The sequence below is a fragment of the Nonomuraea sp. NPDC050404 genome (assembly GCF_040655495.1).
Lineage (GTDB): Bacteria > Actinomycetota > Actinomycetes > Streptosporangiales > Streptosporangiaceae > Nonomuraea.
Genome location: NZ_JBFAKB010000034.1, coordinates 1 through 19,410 on the forward strand (window position 1 = coordinate 1; position 19,410 = coordinate 19,410).

General features: G+C 69.0%; 13 protein-coding genes and 1 pseudogene. 6 read left to right on the plus strand and 8 right to left on the minus strand.

Annotated features, from left to right (window positions below; all coding sequences use genetic code 11):
• Positions 1–401, minus strand: a pseudogene (locus AB0I81_RS53675) (sugar ABC transporter substrate-binding protein); the annotation flags it as partial.
• 149 nt (positions 402–550) lie between these two features.
• The gene (locus AB0I81_RS53680; protein WP_360676030.1) at positions 551–1,726 is read right to left on the minus strand and encodes an aldose epimerase family protein; all 1,176 of its coding nucleotides are present in this window, start codon (positions 1,724–1,726) and stop codon (positions 551–553) included.
• A 414-nt stretch (positions 1,727–2,140) separates the two neighbouring features.
• Here AB0I81_RS53680 and AB0I81_RS53685 point away from each other — a divergent pair, with 414 nt between their 5' ends.
• The 3 genes from AB0I81_RS53685 (at position 2,141) to AB0I81_RS53695 (ending at position 5,235) form a co-directional block, all read left to right on the plus strand.
• Positions 2,141–3,460 (plus strand): extracellular solute-binding protein, encoded by a 1,320-nt coding sequence (locus tag AB0I81_RS53685; RefSeq protein ID WP_360676032.1) that lies wholly within the window; start codon positions 2,141–2,143, stop codon positions 3,458–3,460.
• A gap of 66 nt (positions 3,461–3,526) precedes the next feature.
• Positions 3,527–4,405, plus strand: a complete 879-nt coding sequence (locus AB0I81_RS53690) for a sugar ABC transporter permease (protein WP_360676034.1) — start codon at positions 3,527–3,529, stop codon at positions 4,403–4,405.
• A gap of 53 nt (positions 4,406–4,458) precedes the next feature.
• Positions 4,459–5,235: a carbohydrate ABC transporter permease gene (locus AB0I81_RS53695; protein WP_360676037.1), complete on the plus strand. Its 777-nt coding sequence runs from the start codon at positions 4,459–4,461 to the stop codon at positions 5,233–5,235.
• A 24-nt stretch (positions 5,236–5,259) separates the two neighbouring features.
• On the opposite strand, the gene AB0I81_RS53700 is transcribed toward AB0I81_RS53695, so the two are convergent.
• Complete coding sequence (locus AB0I81_RS53700; protein WP_360676040.1) at positions 5,260–6,318, minus strand: LacI family DNA-binding transcriptional regulator; 1,059 nt, start codon at positions 6,316–6,318, stop codon at positions 5,260–5,262.
• 127 nt (positions 6,319–6,445) lie between these two features.
• Positions 6,446–7,027 (minus strand): dihydrofolate reductase family protein, encoded by a 582-nt coding sequence (locus AB0I81_RS53705; protein WP_360676043.1) that lies wholly within the window; start codon positions 7,025–7,027, stop codon positions 6,446–6,448.
• Between the two features lie 121 nt (positions 7,028–7,148).
• Between AB0I81_RS53705 and AB0I81_RS53710 the strand changes: the two genes are divergently transcribed.
• A complete protein-coding gene (locus tag AB0I81_RS53710; RefSeq protein WP_360676045.1) occupies positions 7,149–9,947 on the plus strand; it encodes a BTAD domain-containing putative transcriptional regulator in 2,799 nt (932 codons plus the stop codon).
• Positions 9,948–9,984: 37 nt separating this feature from the next.
• On the opposite strand, the gene AB0I81_RS53715 is transcribed toward AB0I81_RS53710, so the two are convergent.
• Positions 9,985–10,344 carry a helix-turn-helix domain-containing protein gene (locus tag AB0I81_RS53715; protein ID WP_360676048.1) on the minus strand — a complete coding sequence of 120 codons (360 nt, stop codon included), beginning with the start codon at positions 10,342–10,344 and terminating at the stop codon, positions 9,985–9,987.
• Positions 10,345–10,460: 116 nt separating this feature from the next.
• Here AB0I81_RS53715 and AB0I81_RS53720 point away from each other — a divergent pair, with 116 nt between their 5' ends.
• Positions 10,461–11,108 carry an NAD(P)H-binding protein gene (locus AB0I81_RS53720; protein ID WP_360676051.1) on the plus strand — a complete coding sequence of 216 codons (648 nt, stop codon included), beginning with the start codon at positions 10,461–10,463 and terminating at the stop codon, positions 11,106–11,108.
• A 161-nt stretch (positions 11,109–11,269) separates the two neighbouring features.
• Positions 11,270–12,106 carry an alpha/beta fold hydrolase gene (locus tag AB0I81_RS53725; protein WP_360676054.1) on the plus strand — a complete coding sequence of 279 codons (837 nt, stop codon included), beginning with the start codon at positions 11,270–11,272 and terminating at the stop codon, positions 12,104–12,106.
• A 97-nt stretch (positions 12,107–12,203) separates the two neighbouring features.
• On the opposite strand, the gene AB0I81_RS53730 is transcribed toward AB0I81_RS53725, so the two are convergent.
• The 3 genes from AB0I81_RS53730 to AB0I81_RS53740 form a co-directional block, all read right to left on the minus strand.
• Complete coding sequence (locus AB0I81_RS53730) at positions 12,204–12,662, minus strand: hypothetical protein (RefSeq protein WP_360676056.1); 459 nt, start codon at positions 12,660–12,662, stop codon at positions 12,204–12,206.
• Positions 12,663–13,628: 966 nt separating this feature from the next.
• The gene (locus tag AB0I81_RS53735) at positions 13,629–15,263 is read right to left on the minus strand and encodes a chitobiase/beta-hexosaminidase C-terminal domain-containing protein (protein WP_360676059.1); all 1,635 of its coding nucleotides are present in this window, start codon (positions 15,261–15,263) and stop codon (positions 13,629–13,631) included.
• A gap of 60 nt (positions 15,264–15,323) precedes the next feature.
• Positions 15,324–19,250 carry a ThuA domain-containing protein gene (locus AB0I81_RS53740; protein ID WP_360676062.1) on the minus strand — a complete coding sequence of 1,309 codons (3,927 nt, stop codon included), beginning with the start codon at positions 19,248–19,250 and terminating at the stop codon, positions 15,324–15,326.
• Between the last annotated feature and the right edge of the window lie 160 nt (positions 19,251–19,410).

Consider the following 19,410-nt stretch of genomic DNA (forward strand, 5'->3'; position numbering starts at 1 on the left):
ACGGCCACCGCCAGCCCGTCCGCCTTGGCGGAGATCGCGGCGTTGCACGCGTTGACCATCTCGGCCACGATCGAGTCCTTCGAGCCCGTCCACTGAAACTCGGTGCCCAGCAGCGCGCAGGCGTCCTGGGCGCCGTACTGGGTGGGGGTGAAGAACGGGTTCGTGGTGACATGGCAGACCAGCACGAACTTCCACTTCGGCGTGGCCGGGAAATCCCCGGCCGCACCCGCGCCACCGGACGCGGCCGGACGCGGCTGATCGGACGTGCACGCCGACAACAGCGCGGTCGCCGCCGCCGAGGCGCTGACCAGGCCCGTCCCGGTCAGGAGGCGGCGGCGCGCGACGCGGTTCAGGCTGAGTGTGTCGAGGGCCTCCTCGACCTTCGGATGGATGTCTTTCATGATTCGCCTCAGCACACGGTGATGGTCGGGACGGTGATTCGTCAGGACACGGTGATTCGTCAGGAGACGGTGTTCTGTCAGGAGACGGTGTTCTGTCAGGAGACGGTGTTCTGTCAGGAGACGGTGTTCTGTCAGGAGACGGTGTTCTGTCAGGAGACGGTGGAGAACGCGTAGATCGTCGTGGTCCGGTAGACGTCGCCGGGCCGCAGGACGGTCGAAGGGAAGTTCGCGTGGTTGGGCGAGTCCGGGAAGTGTTGCGACTCCAGGGCGAAACCGGACCGCTTCGGGTAGAGGCGGCCGCCGGTGCCGCGCAACGTGCCGTCCAGGAAGTTGCCCGAGTAGAACTGCAGGCCGGGCTGGTCCGTGATGACCTTGAGCACGCGCCCGCTGTCCGGCTCGACGACCGTGGCCGCCGTCCGCAGGCCACGGCCGTCGAGCACGTAGTTGTGGTCGTACCCGCCGCCCCGGGTGATCTGCTGGTGCTTGTTGTCGATGCGGTCACCGATGGCGGTGGGCGCACGGAAGTCCAGCGGCGTCCCGCCCAATCCGGGTGTCTTGCCGGTGGGGATGAGCGTCTTGTCGACCGGCGTGTAGCGGGAGGCGTTGATCTGCAGTTCGTGGCCGAGGATCCGGCCGTTGCCCTCACCGCGCAGGTTGAAGTAGGCGTGGTTGGTGAGGTTGACGACCGTGGGCCGGCTGGTGGTGGCCCGGTAGTCCATCCGGATCCGGTTGTCGCCGGTCAGCGTGTAGACGACCCTGGTACGCAGCGTTCCCGGATAGCCCTCCTCGCCGTTCGGGCTGGTGTAGGTCATCACGAGCCCCACGCTGCCGCCCCGCCTGAACGGGTCGGCCTTCCAGACCCGCTTGTCGAAACCCTTGGCGCCGCCGTGCAGGTGGTTGGGGCCGTCGTTGGTGGCCAGCCGGTACGTCTTGCCGTCCAGGGTGAACCGGCCCTTGGCGATGCGGTTGGCGTACCGGCCGGTGATGCACCCGAAGTACGGACTTTTCTTGACATAGTCGGATAAGTTGTCGAACCCGAGGGTCACATTGGCCGGCCTGCCCCGGCTGTCGGGGACCTCGATCGACTGCAGGATGCCGCCGTAGGTGAGGATCTTCACCCGCATCCCACCCGAGTTCCGCAGCGTGTAGACGTCGATCTTCTCGCCGCCGGCCAGGGTCCCGAAGTGCTTTTTGGAGATGCTCGGCCGGCCGCCTTCCGCGGACCATGCCGGGGTCGCGGCCACCAGAGCCGGGCCCAGGGCGGCCGCGAATCCGACCGTGAAGACGATGGCGAGTCTGGTCCGGGTGAGGGTGTTGCTGGGCATGGGCGATCTCCCTTCGGATGCGCCGGTCTACGTCGTCGTGGAGAGGCCCGGGAACCGACCGGCGGCACAGGTGGAGATGCCCGGGTGCCGCGGGAGTCTGTGGGCCATATGTCACCTGGCGATCGGTCGTGGTTGCGTGGACAGCGCGCCGTGCCGCGTGGCTGCCGAGCGGGACCAGCCCCTTGGCGCACTCCCCCCTCTGGAGTGCGCCGCCGTTTGACCTGCACTTCGGTGAAGACATTGCATGCACATCCGCGGGCCGGCGACCGGCGACTCGATGCGCGGGCCCCGGGCCGGAGACTCCTGAATCACGAAATGAAAACGAATGGATGCAATCGAATTCATCGCCGGTTACGTTGCCATCAGCAGGGGGTCATGTCAACCCGGTCCGCTCCGGCGAGAGGAGCCCGGCAAATGAGAACTCACCCCAGGTGGCCCGTCCGGGCTGCCGCGGCGGCACTGTTGCTCGCGACCGCCGCCTGCGGCCAGGGGGAGCCGCCCCCCGCGGTCCCCCAAACACCGCAGGCCGCGACGACGACCTGTGCCAGTAAGGGCGCCCTGACGATGTGGGAGCGCTCAGGCGGCAACAAGCAGATGGTGGACCTGCTGGTCGCGGCATGGAACACCAAAAACCCCGACTGCGAGATCAATCTGACCTACATCCCCCACACCGAGATGGTGGGGAAGATCGCCCAGGGCGTCGCCTCCGGCGAGGTGCCCGATCTGATGGGCATGGACCTGATCTACGCCCCGCAGTTCGAGAAGGAACAACAACTCGTCGACCTCACCGCCCAGATCAAGGACTGGCCGGAGCTGGAGACCGCCAGCAAGGGCCACATGACGGTGGCGACCTTCGACAACAAGCTCTTCGGCGTGCCCCTCTACGCGGACGTGTCCGCCCTTTTCTACAACAAGGACCTCTTCACCCGGGCCGGGCTCGACCCGGACAAGCCGCCCACGAGCCTGGCCGAGCTGCGCTCCTACGCCGACAAGATCACCGCGCTGGGCGGCGGCGTCAAGGGCTACTACCTGCCGGGCAACTGCGCCGGCTGCAACATCTTCACCGTCGGCCCGCTGATGTGGGCCTCGGGAGCCACCATCGAGGCGGCGGGCGCGGGCGACGAGCCGCTGGTCGGCGATGGCGTCAAACAGGTGCTGCAGTTCGCCCGCGACATGGTCGAGGCCGGCAACGTGTCGGAAGGAGGGCGCGCGGAGAACGGTGAGACGTTCCATCTCCAGTTCGGCTCCGGCAAGGTCGGCATGATGGGCACCGGCAACTTCAACATCACGCTGGCGCGCCAGCAGAATCCGAAGATGAACTTCGGCATCGCCCTGCTGCCCGGGACCGCGCCGAATTCTTCGGCCTCTTTCATCGGCGGTGACCTCGTGGTGGTGCCCAAGGGCAGCAAGCGGGTCAACGACGCGGTCAACGTGATGAAATTCCTGCTCTCCGACGAGGTGCAGACCGAGGTCTACGCCAAGGCGCTCAATCTCACCACGCGCACCGACATGGTGGACAACAAGTATTTCCAGGCCGAGCCGCTGGTGCAGGACGTGGCCAAGGCGCTCACGGTGGGACGCACGCCGTACACGGTCACGTTCTTCGAGCAGATCAACTCGCCGCAGGGGCCGTGGCTGAAGATGTTGCAGCGCGCCTATTACCGCGACGACTCCCTCGACACCGTCATCGCCGACGCCAAGAAGGAAATGAAGGCCATCGCGAGCCGGTCGTAGCAACGATTCCCGCCGTGTCCATCGGGTGAATCCCGGTGGACACGGTTGCCACCGAGAGGAGTTGTCATGCGCCATGGCCCGCGCGGCCGCCTGGTCGGATTCGCCTACCTGGCGCCGGCCCTGCTCTTCGTGCTCGCCTTCACCGCCTATCCCCTGGTGCAGATGGCCTGGATGTCCCTGCACGACTGGTCGTTGTTGTCCCCGCCGAGATTCGTCGGGCCGGCGAACTACGAGCGGGTGCTCGGCGACACCCAGTTCTGGGTCTCCTTCCGTTTCACCCTGCTCTACACCGCGCTCATCACTCCGGTCCTCATCGCCGGCGGCTATTTGCTGGCGTTGCTCACCGCCAGGAACACCGCGCTGCGCCGGCTCACCCGTACGGTGGTCTTCATTCCGGTGGTGATCGGCCTCGGGGTGTCGAGCCTGCTCTGGTACTGGCTTTTCAGCACCGATTTCGGCCTGGTTAACCGTGCGCTGAGCGATCTGGGCCTCATTGACGAACCCGTGTTGTGGCTGGGCGTGGACGCCGGCGTCTCCAATCTCGCGATCAGCGCCTCCGTCGTCTGGAAGGTGATCGGCTTCGGGATGATCCTGTTCGTCGCCGCGATCCAGGCCGTGCCGGCCGACGTGGTCGAGGCCGCCCACGTGGACGGGGCGAGCCACCGCCAGCGGGTGACCCGGGTGATCCTGCCGCTGACCCTGCGCACGGTCCTGCTGGTGACCCTGGTGAGCGTGATCGGCTCGCTGCTCGCCTTCGACCAGTTCTACATCATGACCGCCGGCCAGCCGGGCAACGAGACGGCGACCTCGGTCTTCTACATCTACCTGAATTCCTTCCCCTATCTGAAACTCGGCTATGGCGCCGCCCTGTCGATGGTCCTGGCGTTCACGATTCTCGTCGGCACCGTGATCCAGCTGTTGCTGACCCGGCGGAGCCACCCGTGAAGGGGCGCGGAAAGTACCTGGTGGCGGCGGTCTGCATGGCCGTCTGCGCGGTCATGCTGACGCCGCTGGTGATGTCGGTCCTCGCCTCGGTCAAACCCACGCAGGAGGCGGCGGCCTCGCCTCCGACCTACCTTCCCCATGGGCTCAGTTTCGACAGCTACGTACGGCTGTGGAATTACCAGCAGGGCCTGCCGGTCTATCTCCTCAACAGCCTCGGCACGGCGTTGCTGACCATTGTCCTCACCCTGCTGCTGGCCGTTCCCGCGGCCTACGGGCTGGCCCGTTTCCCCATTCCGGGCAAGGAGGTCATCTTCGTGGTGCTGCTGCTCGCGCTGATCATCCCTTATCAGGCGCTGCTCACGCCGATGTTCCTCATGTTCGCGAAGATCGGCCTGACCAATTCGCTGCTCGGCCTCGCGATCCTGCACACGGCCATCCAATTGCCGTTCAGCCTGTACGTCCTGCGCAACAGCTTCAGTGCCGTACCGGCGGAACTGGAGGAGGCGGCCATCATGGACGGTTCCTCGTCGTGGAAAACGTTGCGCTGGGTCTTCATCCCGTCGGCCGTGCCCGCGATCGTCACCACCGCGCTCTTCGCCTTCATCACCTCATGGAACGAATTCCTCGGCGCCCTGGTGATGATGAGCCGCAGTTCCAGTTTCACCCTGCCCCTGATCCTCGCCACGTCGCGAACGGAGACCAGCCTCGGCGGCACGGACTGGGGCATGTTGCAGGCCGGCGTCACCATCTCGATCATTCCGTGCGTCCTGTTCTATTTCCTGCTCCAGCGCCACTACGTGTCAGGTCTCATGAGCGGAGCCATCAAATGAACGCAGGCAGTCGCGCACCCGGGCTCACCGCGAGGCCGGAGGTGCGGTCGAGTCGCGTACGATCAAGGACGGCTTGAAGACCTCCAGGTCCGGTCGGCGCTGGGTGCCGCCCGGCTCCCGGGCCAGCCTGACCGCCTGCGTGACCGCGTGGCCGACGATCTCCGAGATCGGCATCCGTACGGTGGTCAGCGCCGGCACGGTGTGGGCCGCGATGAGAATGTCGTCGAAACCGACGACGGACAGGCGATCGGGCACGGTCACGCCCAGGCCGTGCGCGGCGTGCAGCACGCCCGTGGCCACCACGTCGGTCGAGGCGGCCACCGCCGTGGGCGGGTCGGGCCGGTCCATCAGACGCCGCAGCGCGGCGTCGCCGCCGGCCAGGGTGCTCGGGCTGCGCTGGGCATAGCCCGGCGGCACGGCGCCGAACCGCTCCCGCATGAAGGCGAGGTACGCCTCTTCCCTGGCCCGGTACTCATTGGGCAGTTCCGCGTTGACGAAGGCGATCCGCTCGTGGCCCAGCGACACCAGATGGCTCAGCCCCGCCCGGATGCCGGCCCGGTCGTCGGCGTCGACGGTCGGGAACTCGCGCGGGCTCGTACCCGGCCAGAGCGCCACCACCGGCACGATCGAGTCACGCAGGTCGGCCAGGAGCCGCGGGTGTTCCTGCATGTCACCGAGCAGCACCACCGCGTCGGTGTGCCGGGTCTCCAGCACGGTGGTCAGGGAGACGGCCTCATCGCCCGTCCGCCCCGGGACGTGCCCCAGCACGACGTTGTAGCCGTGCGCCATCGACTCGACCACGAGCGCCTCGATCACCCCGGCGAAGAAGGGGTCGCTGAAGTCGCGCACCACCGCGCCTATGAGGTTCGTCGAAGCGCCGCGCAACCCGCGAGCCAGCGGATTGGGGCGGTAGCCCAGCTCCCGCGCCGTCCGCAGCACCCGCTGGCGGGTCGCCGGCGCGATGGGCACCGCCGTGGGCACGCCGCTCAGGACGCGGGAGACGGTGCTCTGCGAGACGCCCGCCGCGGCGGCGATGTCACGCATCCTGGGCACGGACCGCTTGGCCATCGGGTCTTCAGGCATCCGGGCAAGGATAGCATCGCGATGCAGGCATACGATTTCATGCCAGAGGAACAGGGACACCCGGCACCCCGCCGGAGCGGGCGCCGTGCTCGCCTGGCCGGACCGCGCCCTACGTCTGTACGTGCGGTCAGCGGATCACCCTGAATCGCAGGTGGGTGGCGTTCGGGGAGTCGATCACCTGAACGCGCTCAAGCCGGTGACGTCCGCCCGGCTGCTCGAACAGCCGGGTGCCGCTGCCGAGCAGGACCGGAGCCAGGTGGATCTGGATCTCGTCCAGCAGGCCGGCGGCGAGGCACTGCTGGGCCGCGCCGGCGCCGTGGACGGCGGTCACCTTGTCACCCGCCGCGGCCTTGGCCTGCTCCACCGCGCTGTGAATGCCGCCGGTGACGAAGGTGAAGACCGACGGCGCCCGTACCGTCTCGGGGGCCGGCGGCTTGTGGGTGAGCACGAAGCACGGCACCTGACCGGCCGGGCCGCCGTCGCCCCACCCACCGTCGCCCTCGGCCAGGTCGTAGGACCGCCGGCCCATCAGGATCGAGCCCGCGCCGTCGCGCATCCCGGCCAGCAGTTCGGTGTCGCGCGGGTGCGGTTCGTGCAGCCATTGGTGAAGCACGGACCCGCCCTCTCCCAACTGCTGTTCCCGGGTGACGTCCGGCCCGGTGACGAACCCGTCCAGCGACATTGAGATCCCTGCGATGACCTTGCTCATGACGTGTCCCTCTCAAGTGGTTCCGCTCAGGCGGGATGATCACCAGCTTGGCGGATCGGGGGTGGCAGAGTTGTGTCAGTCTGGTGAAACTCGTCGCCGGCCAGCCAAGGAGGCGAACCACGTGGTCACCGTCGAACTGCTCGGGCCGCTGCGCGTCTCGGTGGGCGGGCGGCCGGTCGAGCTCCCGGCCGGGCGGTTGCGCGCGTTGCTGGCCGTGCTGGCGATGTCGGCGGGCCGTGCCGTCCCGACGGACAGGCTGGCGATCGCGGTGTGGGGTACGGATGCGGGCGGGGCCCCGGGGACCAACGTCCGTACGAACGTCAAACGGCTGCGTCATGCCCTGGGGACCGCCGATGAACAGCTGATCGAGGCCCGGCCGGGCGGTTACCTGCTGATGGCCGAGCCGGAACAGGTGGACGCGCTCCGCTTCGGCCGTCTGCTCGATGAGGCGGCGGCGGACCCGGCGGCCGAGCGGTCCCGGCTGGCCGCCGCGCTGGCGTTGTGGCGCGGCACTCCGTTCGACGGGATTCGTTCGGACTGGCTGGAGCGCTCGGTCGGCCCGGCGCTGCTGGAGCGGTACCTGACCGCGCTGGAGCGGCGGGTCGACCTGGACCTCGCGACAGGAGCGTGTCCCATTCTGACCGTCCTCACCGACCTGGCCGAGCGGCATCCGCTGCGGGAGTCCCTCTGGGCGCGGCTGCTCCGGGTCCTGCAGTCGGCCGGCCGTCCCGCCGAGGCGCTGGAGCGGTATGAGACGATCCGGCGCCGGCTGGCCGAGGAACTCGGCGCCGATCCCAGCCCGGAGCTGCGGCAGGTCCACGCCGAACTGCTCGCCGGCGACTCCCCGCCCGTCATCCGCGCGGTTCCCCGGCAACTGCCCGCCGCGGTCAGTGGTTTCGCGGGACGTGAGGCCGAGTTGACGGCGCTCGACGCACTGCTCCGCCCGCCACCAGCCCTGCCCCGACGGGCGGACGCCCCGCCCGGCCCGCTGGACGGGACGCGGTCCCGGTCGCCGTCGATCGCGGTGATCGCCGGTACGGCCGGCGTCGGCAAGACCACGCTCGCCGTGCACTGGACGCACCGGGTCTCCGGGCAGTTCCCGGACGGTCAGCTCTACGTTGACCTGCGCGGTTACGAACCGTCCGGGGAGCCCGTACGACCGGCGGCGGCCATCCGCGAGTTCCTCGACGCCCTGCGGGTGCCACCGCACCAGGTGCCGGACACTCCGGCCGCGCAGGCCGGGCTCTACCGCAGCCTGCTGGCCGGGCGGCGCATGCTGGTGCTGCTGGACAACGCCCGCGACGCCGCCCAGGTAGCCCCGCTGCTGCCCGGGGCGTCCGGCTGCCTGGTGGTGGTGACCAGCCGGGATCACCTCGCCGAGCTGGTGATGACGTACGGGGCGCATCCGCTCACCCTCGATCTGCTGCCTCCGGAGGATGCCGGGCGGTTGCTGGCCGTCCGGCTCGGGCGTGACCGGATCGCGGCCGAGCCCGCCGCCGTCGAGGAGATCGTCCATCGTTGTGCCGGGCTGCCGCTGGCGCTGGCGATCGTCGCCGCGCGCGCCGCGATCCATCCCGCGCATCCGCTGGGCGCGCTCGCCGGCGAGTTCCGTGACGCCCTCGGCGCGCTCGACCGTGCCGTCGACGTACGGGCGATCTTCTCCTGGTCGTACGAGACGCTCGCGGATGAGGCGGCGGCCCGGACGTTCCGGCTGGTCGCGGGCCTGCATCCCGGTCCCGGCTGCACGATCGACGCCGCCGCCAGCCTGCTGGGCGTCCCGGTCTCGCGGGTACGGGCGCCGCTGGCCGAGCTGACCCGCGCCAACCTGCTCACCGAGCACGCCCCGGGCCGGTACTCGTGCCACGACCTGCTGCGCGCGTACGCGTCCGAACTCTGCGAGGCCCGCGACGCGGACCGGGACGAGGCGCGGCACCGCGTCGTGGAGCACTACGTCCATTCCGCGAGTGCCGCCGCGACGCATCTGTACGGGCGTACCGAGATCATCGCCCTCACCGCGCCCCGTCCGGAAGTCCGCGTGACGGGCTTCACCGGGACGGACGAGGCGATGGCCTGGTTCGAGGACCAGCGCCCCGTCCTGCTCGCCGCCCTCGATCTGGCCGTCGGCCTGGGGCTTGACCGGCACGTCTGCCGGCTGGCGGGGGCGTTGTTCGTCTTTCTGCACCGGCGGGGACGCTGGCACGACCGCGCCGAGACCCAGCGGGCCGCCGTGGCCGCCGCCCGGCGGCTCGGCGACCCGGTGGAGGAGGCCCGCGCGCGCCGCAATCTCGCCGCCGCGCTCGCCGACCTGGGCCGTTTCGACGACGCCCACCACCACCTCGACGCCGCCCTGCACCAGGATGTCCCCTCCGGTCAGGCGTGGACGCACTACTTCCGGACTCTCGTGTACGGCTTCCAGGGCCGGACGGCCGAAGCGCTGGAGGCCGCCCGCCGCGCCCACGACCTCTTCGACCGGCTGGGCGACGAGGCCGGACAGGCCATCGCGCTCACCGACCTCGGCTGGTACCACGGGCGCCTGGGAGACCACGGCCGGGCGCTCGACCTGTGCGAGCAGGCCCTGGTCCGGCATCAGAAGCTCGGCAACCGCCCCTACGAGGCCCACGCGTGGTCATGCCTCGCCGACACCCACCTCCGGCTGGGCGACCCCGGCGGGGCCGTCCCCTGTTACCGTCAGGCCCTCGACGTGTTCCGAGAGCTCGGGGACCCGTACGCCGAGGCCAGCACCCTCGCGCACCTGGGAGCCAGCCACCACCTCGCCGGCGACCACACGACCGCCGACGAACGCTGGCGTCACGCCCATGCCCTGCTGCGTGACCTCGATCCGTACACCTTCGACCAGGTCCACGCCCAGTTGACGACCATCGACAGGTCCGCCGCCGACGCCTTCCGCAGGCGGCGCTGACCTGCGTCCCCCGCGGGACATCCAGGAGCCACAACGATCATTCCGCGCGGTCATAGGCTTCCTGCGACGCCGACACGTCGCTGAGGTGTTCGATCGACCACTCCTGGAGCGCGCGGAGCGGTTCCAGCAATGTTCGACCGGCCTCGGTTAGTGCGTACTCCACCCGAACCGGCACGTCGGGATAGACCGTGCGGCGCACGATCCCGTCGCGTTCGAGTCCGCGCAGGGTCTGGGTCAGCATCTTCTTCGAGACGCCCTCGATGCGCCGCCGAAGCTCTGAGAAGCGGGCGTCACCTTCGCCCAGGACGCCGACGATGAGGACGGTCCACCGGTCGCCGATGCGGTCGAGGATGCGACGAGTCGTGCAGTCGGCGTCATATGGGTCGCCGCGGAGCACCGCGGCCTTCTGCGAGGTTACCAAAAAGTGCCTTCTTCCCGACGGGGACCTGCTCTCCTACAGTAACCGAGGCGACCCGGCCAAGGGTCTCCGAAATTTCGGGAGAAAGGCACCCCATGTCCCACCTCACCGTTATCGGCGGCACCGGCTACGCCGGATCGGCCATCGTCGCGGAGGCCGCCGCCCGCGGTCACGCAGTCACCGCGCTCAGCCGCTCGCTTCCCGCTGACCGCGTTCCGGACGTGAACTACGTCCAAGGCGACGCCACGGACGAGGCCGCGCTGTCGTCGGTCGTCTCCGGTGCGGACGTCGTGGTGGGCGCACTCGCGCCGCGCGGCACGCTCGCCGGCACTTTTCGCGACGTGTACCGCACGATCGCGCGTCTCGCCGCCGCCGAGGGAGTTCCGCTGTTCGTCGTCGGCGGCTTCTCGTCGCTGCGTCCGGCAGCCGGAGCCCCGCGCTTCGTGGAGGACCTCAGCCACGCTCCCGCCGGGTATCACGATGAGATCGTCTCCGTGGCGGCGCTCGTCGTTGACGACCTCCCCGCCACTCCGGAGGCGCTCAACTGGGTATTCGTGAGCCCGGCGGCGAAGTTCGGCTCGTTCGCGCCCGGCGAGCGGCTGGGGGTGTACCGGGTCGGCGACGACGTGGCCGTCCAGGCCGAGGGCGGCGGCGCGATCTCCGGCGCGGACTACGCCCTGGGACTCGTCGACCTCATCGAAAAGGGAAACCACCACCGGACCCACGTCAACCTGGCGTACTGAAACCGTTGCCGCCCGCAAAGCCACGCCGGTCCTCATCTTCCCGAGGCCCACACGATGCATGCAGCATGGATCACGAGGCCGTTCCGCCCAGCGCCAACAATTAGCAGAGTCTTTCACCCGACCCACGAGCCTTGACACAGACGCCACCCCAGGGAGCATCCATGTCCACGCTGGTGTTACTTCACGGTTTTTGGCACGGCTCCTGGTGCTGGAGCGAAGTCGTCCCCCATGTGGTGGCCGCCGGACGCCGGGCCGTCGCGGTGGACCTGGCGGGGCATGGGCTTTATGCCCGCCGTCCTCGGTGGTTCACCGAGCAGCCGTACGACCGCGAGGCGGTCGGCACCGAGGTTTCGCCCGTGGCGGACGTGAGCCTCAATGATGCGGCCGAGTTGCTGACCTCGCAGATCAAGCGGATCGGCGATGGCGAGCCGGTCACGGTGGTCGCCCACAGCGCGGCCGGTCCCGTGCTGACGCGAACGGCCCAGCAGACACCCGAACTCGTCGCGCACGCGGTGTACGTTTCTGCGTACATGCCGGCATCAGGCGTGCCCGCGGTGGCGTACACGCGGCTTCCGGAGGCCGCCGATGACCAGGTCGCGCCGTTGTTGCAGGGCGACCCGGCCCAGATGGGCGCGCTGCGGCTCGACTTCGCCACGGACGACGCGGCGTACCGGCAGCGGCTTCGCGAGGCGTTCTACGGTGACGTGGACCCGGCCCTGGCCGATGCCGCCACCGGCCTGCTGACGCCCGACGGCCCGATCGGCATCATGCTGGGCACCACCGCCCTGACTCACGACGGCTGGGGATCGGTGCGGCGCACGTACATCGTCTGCACGCGGGACATGGCCATCCGGCCGGGCGTGCAGGCGAAGTTCATTTCCGAGGCCGACGCGGCGTTTCCCGACAACCCGACCTCCGTCGTGACGGTCGATGCCTCCCACTCGCCGTTCCTTTCCATCCCCGGCGAACTGGCCGACGTTCTCATCCCGCTCGACTGACATGCGGCCGGGGGCGAGGCGGCGGGTAGTCAGTTGCCGCAGCCTGGATCGGCGGCTGCGACCGGTGGCCGTCCGGCGGCAGTGCGACCGGAACGGTTCAGGCCAGGGCCGGGATCTCGATGCGGGTGTGGTCGGCGGGAGCCACCAGGCAGGGCAGCACGACGTCCCCGCGCCGCAAACGTTCACTCATGTCCGAGGTCAGCCGAGCCGTGCGCTCGATCTCGTACGGGTCGCCGTCCCGCGGGGTCACGCGGAGCCGCAACAACCAGATGTAGCGCCCGTTGAGCTTGTTGCCCGTCTCCTCGGTCCCCAGGACGGCCGCGTCGCACGGCACCGCCGCCGCGCGTTCGGACGGCGTGAAGGTCCGCAGCGCGATGGCTTCCAGGCTCGCGAACGACAGCGCGCCCATGGCGAGCATGCCCGCGGCCAGCAGGATGATCGGCGCGCTGATGTACGCACCGAGGCGGGTGTGCGGCTTGCGCCTCAGCACAAGGAACAGCACCACGGCCACGATCACTGCGATGACGGCGAATGTCCCGAAGACGGTGGACGCCATGGTTGTCCCTCACGCTGCTGCCTTGCCGGTTCCGACGCCGGCAGTCGATCACGTGCCGCTTGCATGGCGGCTGCAGCCCACATGATCGCGCCACTTCCCGGGGAACAGCCGCCCAACGCTGGATTACGAGAACCAGCACATTCACCGCTGCCGTCACCAGGATGAATACACCACTGACGGACTGTTTCCTATTCCGGACCACAACCGGCGAGCCTGCGGCCAGCCCGTAAACCGCTCGCCCAAATTGCGTTCCATCGCCTATGGATATCCGCCAAAGCTGTGACTACGATCAAGCCGTAATCATCGACTCCGAAGGAGGTAGGTAATGGGCCGTGTCAAGAAGTTCGGCGTTTCGGCGGCCGCGGTGGCTGCGATTGCCGCCGCGACGACCTTAATGTCACCGACGACTGCCGCCCAGGCAGCGACCTGCAGCACGAGCGCGCAGATTGGCGTTCTCGGCGGCTCTGGGTGGGCGTTGTGCAGCGGTACCGGAGTTACTCAGACACGGGTCGTTCTCTTCTGCCAGAATAGCAGCGGCAGCTACACCACGGTATACGGCCCCTGGGTGGCCAATTCCGTTAAATCAAATGCGCGATGCAGCAGCACCTCATCGCCGATATCGGTCGGATATCAAACGCTCTGAGCCGCCACAGGCTCATTCGGTCGCGGCATCAATTCCGGATCGATCGTAACCCGGCTGTTCCGGGTGAACTCTGAATCACCCTGTTGTCCGTTCTGGCCGCGGGGACACGGCCGAGGTCTCGATCCTTGAGTCGGCGACTGCCGCCTTTCAGCGAGACGACCTCGGCCTGCTCGGCCAGGCCCCTGGGGGCATGGCGCTACTCTCCGCGCAGCAGTCGGACCAGGCCGCCCTCGTCCAAGGCCGCGCGGCCCAGACCGTCGCCACCTTCTGAGCGGCCCCCGGCCTTGGGGCGGGGGCCGCTCACCGTTGCCCGGCAGCGGGTGCTACTCGCCGCCGGCTTCCACGATCATGAACTTGGCCGTGCCCACCGCCATGTTCCCGGCCTTGTCGGTGGCCCGGTACGACAAGGTGTGCGCGCCGGGCTGGTTGACCGACAGCGGTTGCGTGTACACCGCGAACGGCTGGCCATCGAGCGAATACTCCACCGTGTCCAGCCCGGAACCGACGTCGCTCGCCGTCAGCTTCACCGTCGCCGAGCCCACGTAGTTCCAGGCCCAGTCCTGGGTGCCGGTGATCGCGGCCGACACCTGCGGCAGCGTGGTGTCGTCCTCGGGAGCCACCACGGTGAACCTCAGCGTCGCCACCGGCGAGGTGTTCCCGGCCTTGTCGGTGGCCCGGTACGACAGGGTGTGCGCGCCCGCCCGGTTGACCGACACGGGCGACGGATACTCGATGTAGGCTCCGCCGTCGAGCGAGTACTCCACCGTGGCGACCCCCGACTCGGTGTCGCTCACCGAGATCATCACGGTCGCCGCGCCGACGTAGTTGCCCGCCGAGTCCTGCTGGCCCGACAACACCGCCGAGACCTGCGGAGGGGTGGTGTCCTCCTCCTGCGAGTCCGCCACCCTGAACGTCACCGAGCCGACCGCCGAGGTGTTGCCCGCCTTGTCGGTGGCACGGAAGGTCACGGTGTGCGCGCCGGGCTGGTTGACCGACAACGGTTGCGTGTACACCGCGAACGGCTGGCCGTCGAGCGAATACTCCACGGTGTCCACCCCGGAGCCGGCGTCGCTCGCCGAGAGCGTGACGGTCGCCGCGCCCACGTAGTCGCCGTCCGCCTCCTGCTCACCGGTCACCTTCCCGGTGACCTCGGGCGGAGTGGTGTCCTCCTCCTGCGGAGCGACCACCGTGAACGCCACCGAGCCCACCGGCGAGGTGTTGCCCGCCTTGTCGGTGGCCCGGAAGGTCACCGTGTGCGCCCCCACCTGGTTGACCGACACCGGAGCCGTGTAGGCCGCGAACGCCCCGCCGTCGAGCGCGTACTCCACGGTGTCCACCCCGGACTCGGTGTCGCTCGCCGAGACCGTCACCGTCGCCGCGCCCACGTAGTTGCCGTCCTCGTCCTGGTCGCCCGCCACCTGCGCGGAGACCTGCGGTGCGGTCGTGTCGTCGCTTCCGCCTTCGGTGACGACGAATTCGCCGGTCATCTGGCCGTGACCGGGGATCACGCAGATGTAGCGGTACTTGCCGGGGGTGAGGTTCACCTGGGCGATGTGCCGGCCGCCGTTGGCGTCGAAGGGGCTGGCGATGATGTTGAGGCTGACGTCGTGGTTGTAGCCGGGGGTGGAGGTGTCGAACGTCAGCGTGTGCGTCATGCCGGTGGTGTTGCCGGTGGCCGCGCTGTTCTCGAAGACGATGGTGGCGGGACCGGCCGTCGCCGATTCCGGCGCCGACTTGTACGCGGTCATGCTGTCGTCGGCGGTCCAGGTGAGCACCTGGTCGGCCGCCTGCGCGGCGGTGAGCTGCGTACGGGGCTGCGCGGCGGCCTGGACCGACGACAGGAAGAGCGCGGGAAGCGCCACGGCGAGCAGCACCAGGGCGAGGCGCGGCGCCGTCACCGCTCCGGACGCCCGGCGTAAGGCTCTGATCACGAGGGAGGGGAGAGATCCGACATACATGTGTCGATGCACCTTTCCAGTGGCGGGCCCGGAGAACGCTCCCCAGGCCCGGCACCCGTCCTAGAGTTCGCGCACGCGGATGTTGCGGAAGTCGATCACGTCGTTGTTGCCGTGGTTCTGCAGCCCGACGAACCCGCTGATGAACTGGCGCAGGTCGGTGGGCGGGTCACCGGCGCGGGACGACGCCTTGCCCGGCGTGTTGTCGAACTCGTTGATCACCGTGCCGTTGCGGATGATCGTGTAGTGCTGGCCGACCACTCGTACCTCGTAGTCGTTCCACTGGCCCTTCGGGGTCGCCCCGGCCCGGTTCAGGCCGTTGGGCAGGAAGTTGTAGACGGAGCCCGTCTTCTGCGGCTCGCCGGCCTCGCCGTCGTAGATCTGGATCTCGTGGCCACAGAAGATCGCGACCCACGCGGGTGAGGTGCGCGCCGAGCCGACCGTGCCGCAACTTCCGGCGGGACGCTGCTCCAGCGGGGTTCTCGGGTCCGGGAACCGCACGAAGACGCCGCTGTTGGCGCGGTGCGGGTCGGGCGAGTTGTCGCGGAACTGCAGCCGGACCGAGAAGTCCGCGTACGCCTTGTCGGAGTACCACAACATACCCAGACCGCCGGAACTGCGGATCGTGCCGTCCGGTTGGAGGGCGAACCGCCCGGACGGGGCCTGGCTCCAGCCCAGCAACGACGCCGCCGTGCCGTCGAAGATGGGCTGGTACCCCTTCACCGTCCCGACCTCCGACCCGGCGCCGGCGGTGCGCAGCGCCTGCGCCTCCTGGGCGGTGATGACGCCGTCCTGGAGCAGCTGGCCCACGACGGTGTTGAGGTGCTTGACGAACTGGTTGTGGTTCTTCCAGTCGCGCTCGTCGTCGATCAGGTCGTTGATCGTGCAACCGCCGCCGGCCGCCTTGTTGCGCACGCCGGTGAGGGTGTCGAGCAACTGCACCGTCGGCCGGGCGTCGGGCGCGGCGCAGCCGACCGTGACAGGGATCTTCCCGGTGACCTGCTCGCCGTCGGCGTAGGTGACCTTCAGCGTCGCCTCGTAGGTGCCGAAGGCGGCGTAGGTGTGCGTCGGGGCGGCCTGGTTCGACGGCGCGCTGCCGTCGCCGAAGTTCCACTCCCACGCCACGCCGCCGGCCCTGGCGCCGGCGAACGTCATCGTCCTGGGCTCGGCGTTCTGCCGGGCCGGACGCGCCACGGCGGCCTCCGGGTTCGGCGTCGCCGGGCCGCCCTTGTAGGCGACGCGGACCAGCTTCTGGTTCGCGTGCAGGCTGAAGAAGCCGTTGCCGTAGTCGAGCATGTAGAGCGCCCCGTCGGGGCCGAACTTCGCGTCCATCCACGAATACAGCTGGTTGGAGGCGGTGCCGCCCGGGATGATGCTCCGCAGGTCCTCGGCGAACGCCGGCCGGCCCGCGTCCCTGGCGGTCTCCGGGTTCACGGTCACGGCGATGCGGTTGTTGGCGTTGGACTGGTCACCGATGAACCACTTGTTGTCCCAGTACTCCGGCCACGCGACCCCGCTGCCGGTGTCGGTCTGGGAACGCTGGTAGGTCGGGCCCGACATGACCGCCTGGCCGCCGCCCTTGAGGTAGGGCATGGTGAGCGTCTCCTCACCCTGCTTGTACGTCGGGAGACCGCTGCCGTCCTGCCGCTTCGGATAGACCGGGCCACCGCCCTGCGGCGAGTACCAGATCATGTTGTCGCGCGCCGGCGGGATATCGACGAGGCCGGTGTTGCGCGGGGAGGTGTTCTTCAGGTTGTCGCAGTCGTACCACTCGGCGGGCTGGGTGGGGTCGCCGTTGCCGCGGTCGCGGTAGGGCTGCCTGTTGCCCATGCAGTACGGCCAGCCCTGGTTGCCGGCGGAGGTGAGAACCGTCACGGTCTCGTACTTGGCCGGTCCCCACGTCTCGCTCGGGCCGCCGGCGTCCGGACCGACCCAACCGGCCGTGATCCAGTTGTTCTCCTTGTCCCACTGCAGCCGCGCGATGTTGCGCACGCCCATCACCCAGATCTCCGCGCGGGTCTTGCCGCCGCCCTCCTCCTCACCAGTGAACAGGTTGCCCTCGGGGATCGTGTAGGTGCCGTCGGGCTCCGGGTGGATGCGCAGGATCTTGCCGTTGAGGTCGTTGGTGTTGCCGGAGGTACGGCGGGCGTCCTGGAACGAGGTGCCCTTGTAGTCCTGGCTCCAGTTGTTGCCCGAGTAACCGCCGGATCCGCCGGAGGAGTTGCTGTCACCGGTGCCGACGTAGAGGTTGCCGTCCTCGTCGAAGGTCATGCCGCCGCCCGCGTGGCAACAGCTGTGGATCTGGGTGTCCCACTGCAGGAGGTCCTTGCGGCTGCTCTGGTCGATCGTCTGGGTACGCGAGTCGTAGTCGAACCGGGAGACCGTCCGCTTGCCGATGCGCCTGTCCCGGTCGATCGACGCGTGCGGCATCCAGTACGCGTAGATCCAGCCGTTCTCCGCGAAGTCCGGGTCGAGGGTGATGCCGACCAGGCCCTCCTCGTTCTTGACCAGTTCGTCGCCGCTGCCGCGGTTGCCCATGACGGGCAGCGTGGTCAGCAGCTTGACCTGCTTGGTCCTCGGGTCCCACTGGTGGATGGTGCCGCAGCCGAGGCCCACCTTCGGGTCGCTCCAGTCGACGACCGGGCCGGTGGCGCAGGCCGCCTTGCCGATGTAGAACACCTTGCCGTTCGGCGCGATGGTCAGGCCGTGCGGCTCGCCGATCTGGTCGAGCTGGCCCTGCGTGTTCGCCGTGGTCAGCCGTTCCACGGCGTAGTTGGCCGCGATGGTCGCCTGGCAGTCGCCCCGTACGATGCCGGTCGCCCACCGGATGGCGCCGGCGAGGTGCGTGCGGAACTGCTTGTCGCTGGTGTAGCTCGCCGCGGTGCCGCCCATGCCGGTGTAGAAGGACCGGCCGCCGTCGTAGTCACGGCACCAGGAGATGGGATGGAACGGACCGTTGCCGTTCATGCTGCGGTTGTAGGTCCACTCCTCGACCTGCGCGATCGTGTGGACCTTGCCCACCGGATTGGGGTTCCAGCTCAGCCACTTGTCGGTCCGCGTCAGGGTGAGCGGAAGCCCCTCGTTCGCCGGATGCAGGCGGTCGAGGATGTCCACGACGGCCTTCTGCTCCTTCGCCTCGGGGGGAGGCGCGGAGTCGGGCCCGAACAGCCGCAGCTCGGCGAGCTGCGTGAGGGGCTCACCGCCGTTCGCGGTGACGTTGAGCCGGTAGTACTGGTACGCCGTGGTGTTCTCGAACTTGTATTCCTTGCTCTGGAACCGCTGGGGGAAGGTCTCCCCGCTGCGCTTGTCGAGATCCGTCCAGGTCGTCCCGTTCTGCGAGCCCTGGAGGGTCCAGTCCTTCGGGTCCCGGCCGGTGAAGTCGTTGGCCGACGTCAGCGCGTAGTGCGCTATCGCGACGGGCTTGTCCAGCTTGCCCTGCACCCACGCGGTCGGCGTCCTGGCCAGCCATTTGGTGTCGTTGTCCCCGTCGAAGAGCTTGTCCTTGGTCTCGTTCGGCGGGTTCTCCGCGCTCGCCGCGCTCTCCGTCACCTTCTCCGCGATGGGGAGGGCGCCGACGGGACGGGTGCCGATCAGTTCGGTGAACCAGGCCGAGTCCACCTGCGCGCGGGCGGCGTCGCGGATGCCGACGAACCCGCCGCCACCCCTGATGTACGTCTGGAAGGCGGCGAGCTGCGCTTCGTCCAGGTTCACACCCTTGGCGGACAGGAACACCACGCCGCGGAACCGCGCCAGGTTGTCGGCGGTGAAGACCGCCGGATCCTGGGCCTCCTCAACGGAGAACCCGTTCTTCTTGCTCAGTTCCCTGATCGCCGTCGCGGCCGCCCGTACCGGGTCGTCCTGCTGCGCGGCCTGACCGCTGAAGACCAGCACGTTGACGGCGGCCTTCTTGGCGGCCGGGGCGGGGGCCTGTGCCTGGGCCTGCACGGTGGTCGGGGTCGCCAGTCCGAGCAGCAGGACGGCACTCGACATCGTGATCAGCAAGCGTCGCCAGGCGGATGTTCGGGACGGTAAATGGCCTGTTCGACCCATCATTGCTCCTTGGGATCGAGGGTGATTCGGGACCACTCGCGGACGAGTTCGGGGGTCGGCCGCGGTCCGGGGTTGTCGACGTCTACGTGGGGCTGTGCTC

Bases quoted from the DNA above. Each gene is read 5' to 3' on its own strand.
- AB0I81_RS53680 (WP_360676030.1), bottom strand. From the start codon at position 1,726: ATGCCCAGCAACACCCTCACCCGGACCAGACTCGCCATCGTCTTCACG.
- AB0I81_RS53685 (WP_360676032.1), top strand. From the start codon at position 2,141: ATGAGAACTCACCCCAGGTGGCCCGTCCGGGCTGCCGCGGCGGCACTG.
- AB0I81_RS53690 (WP_360676034.1), top strand. From the start codon at position 3,527: ATGCGCCATGGCCCGCGCGGCCGCCTGGTCGGATTCGCCTACCTGGCG.
- AB0I81_RS53695 (WP_360676037.1), top strand. From the start codon at position 4,459: ATGCTGACGCCGCTGGTGATGTCGGTCCTCGCCTCGGTCAAACCCACG.
- AB0I81_RS53700 (WP_360676040.1), bottom strand. From the start codon at position 6,318: ATGCCTGAAGACCCGATGGCCAAGCGGTCCGTGCCCAGGATGCGTGAC.
- AB0I81_RS53705 (WP_360676043.1), bottom strand. From the start codon at position 7,027: ATGAGCAAGGTCATCGCAGGGATCTCAATGTCGCTGGACGGGTTCGTC.
- AB0I81_RS53720 (WP_360676051.1), top strand. From the start codon at position 10,461: ATGTCCCACCTCACCGTTATCGGCGGCACCGGCTACGCCGGATCGGCC.
- AB0I81_RS53725 (WP_360676054.1), top strand. From the start codon at position 11,270: ATGTCCACGCTGGTGTTACTTCACGGTTTTTGGCACGGCTCCTGGTGC.
- AB0I81_RS53730 (WP_360676056.1), bottom strand. From the start codon at position 12,662: ATGGCGTCCACCGTCTTCGGGACATTCGCCGTCATCGCAGTGATCGTG.
- AB0I81_RS53735 (WP_360676059.1), bottom strand. From the start codon at position 15,263: ATGTATGTCGGATCTCTCCCCTCCCTCGTGATCAGAGCCTTACGCCGG.
- AB0I81_RS53740 (WP_360676062.1), bottom strand. From the start codon at position 19,250: ATGTCGAGTGCCGTCCTGCTGCTCGGACTGGCGACCCCGACCACCGTG.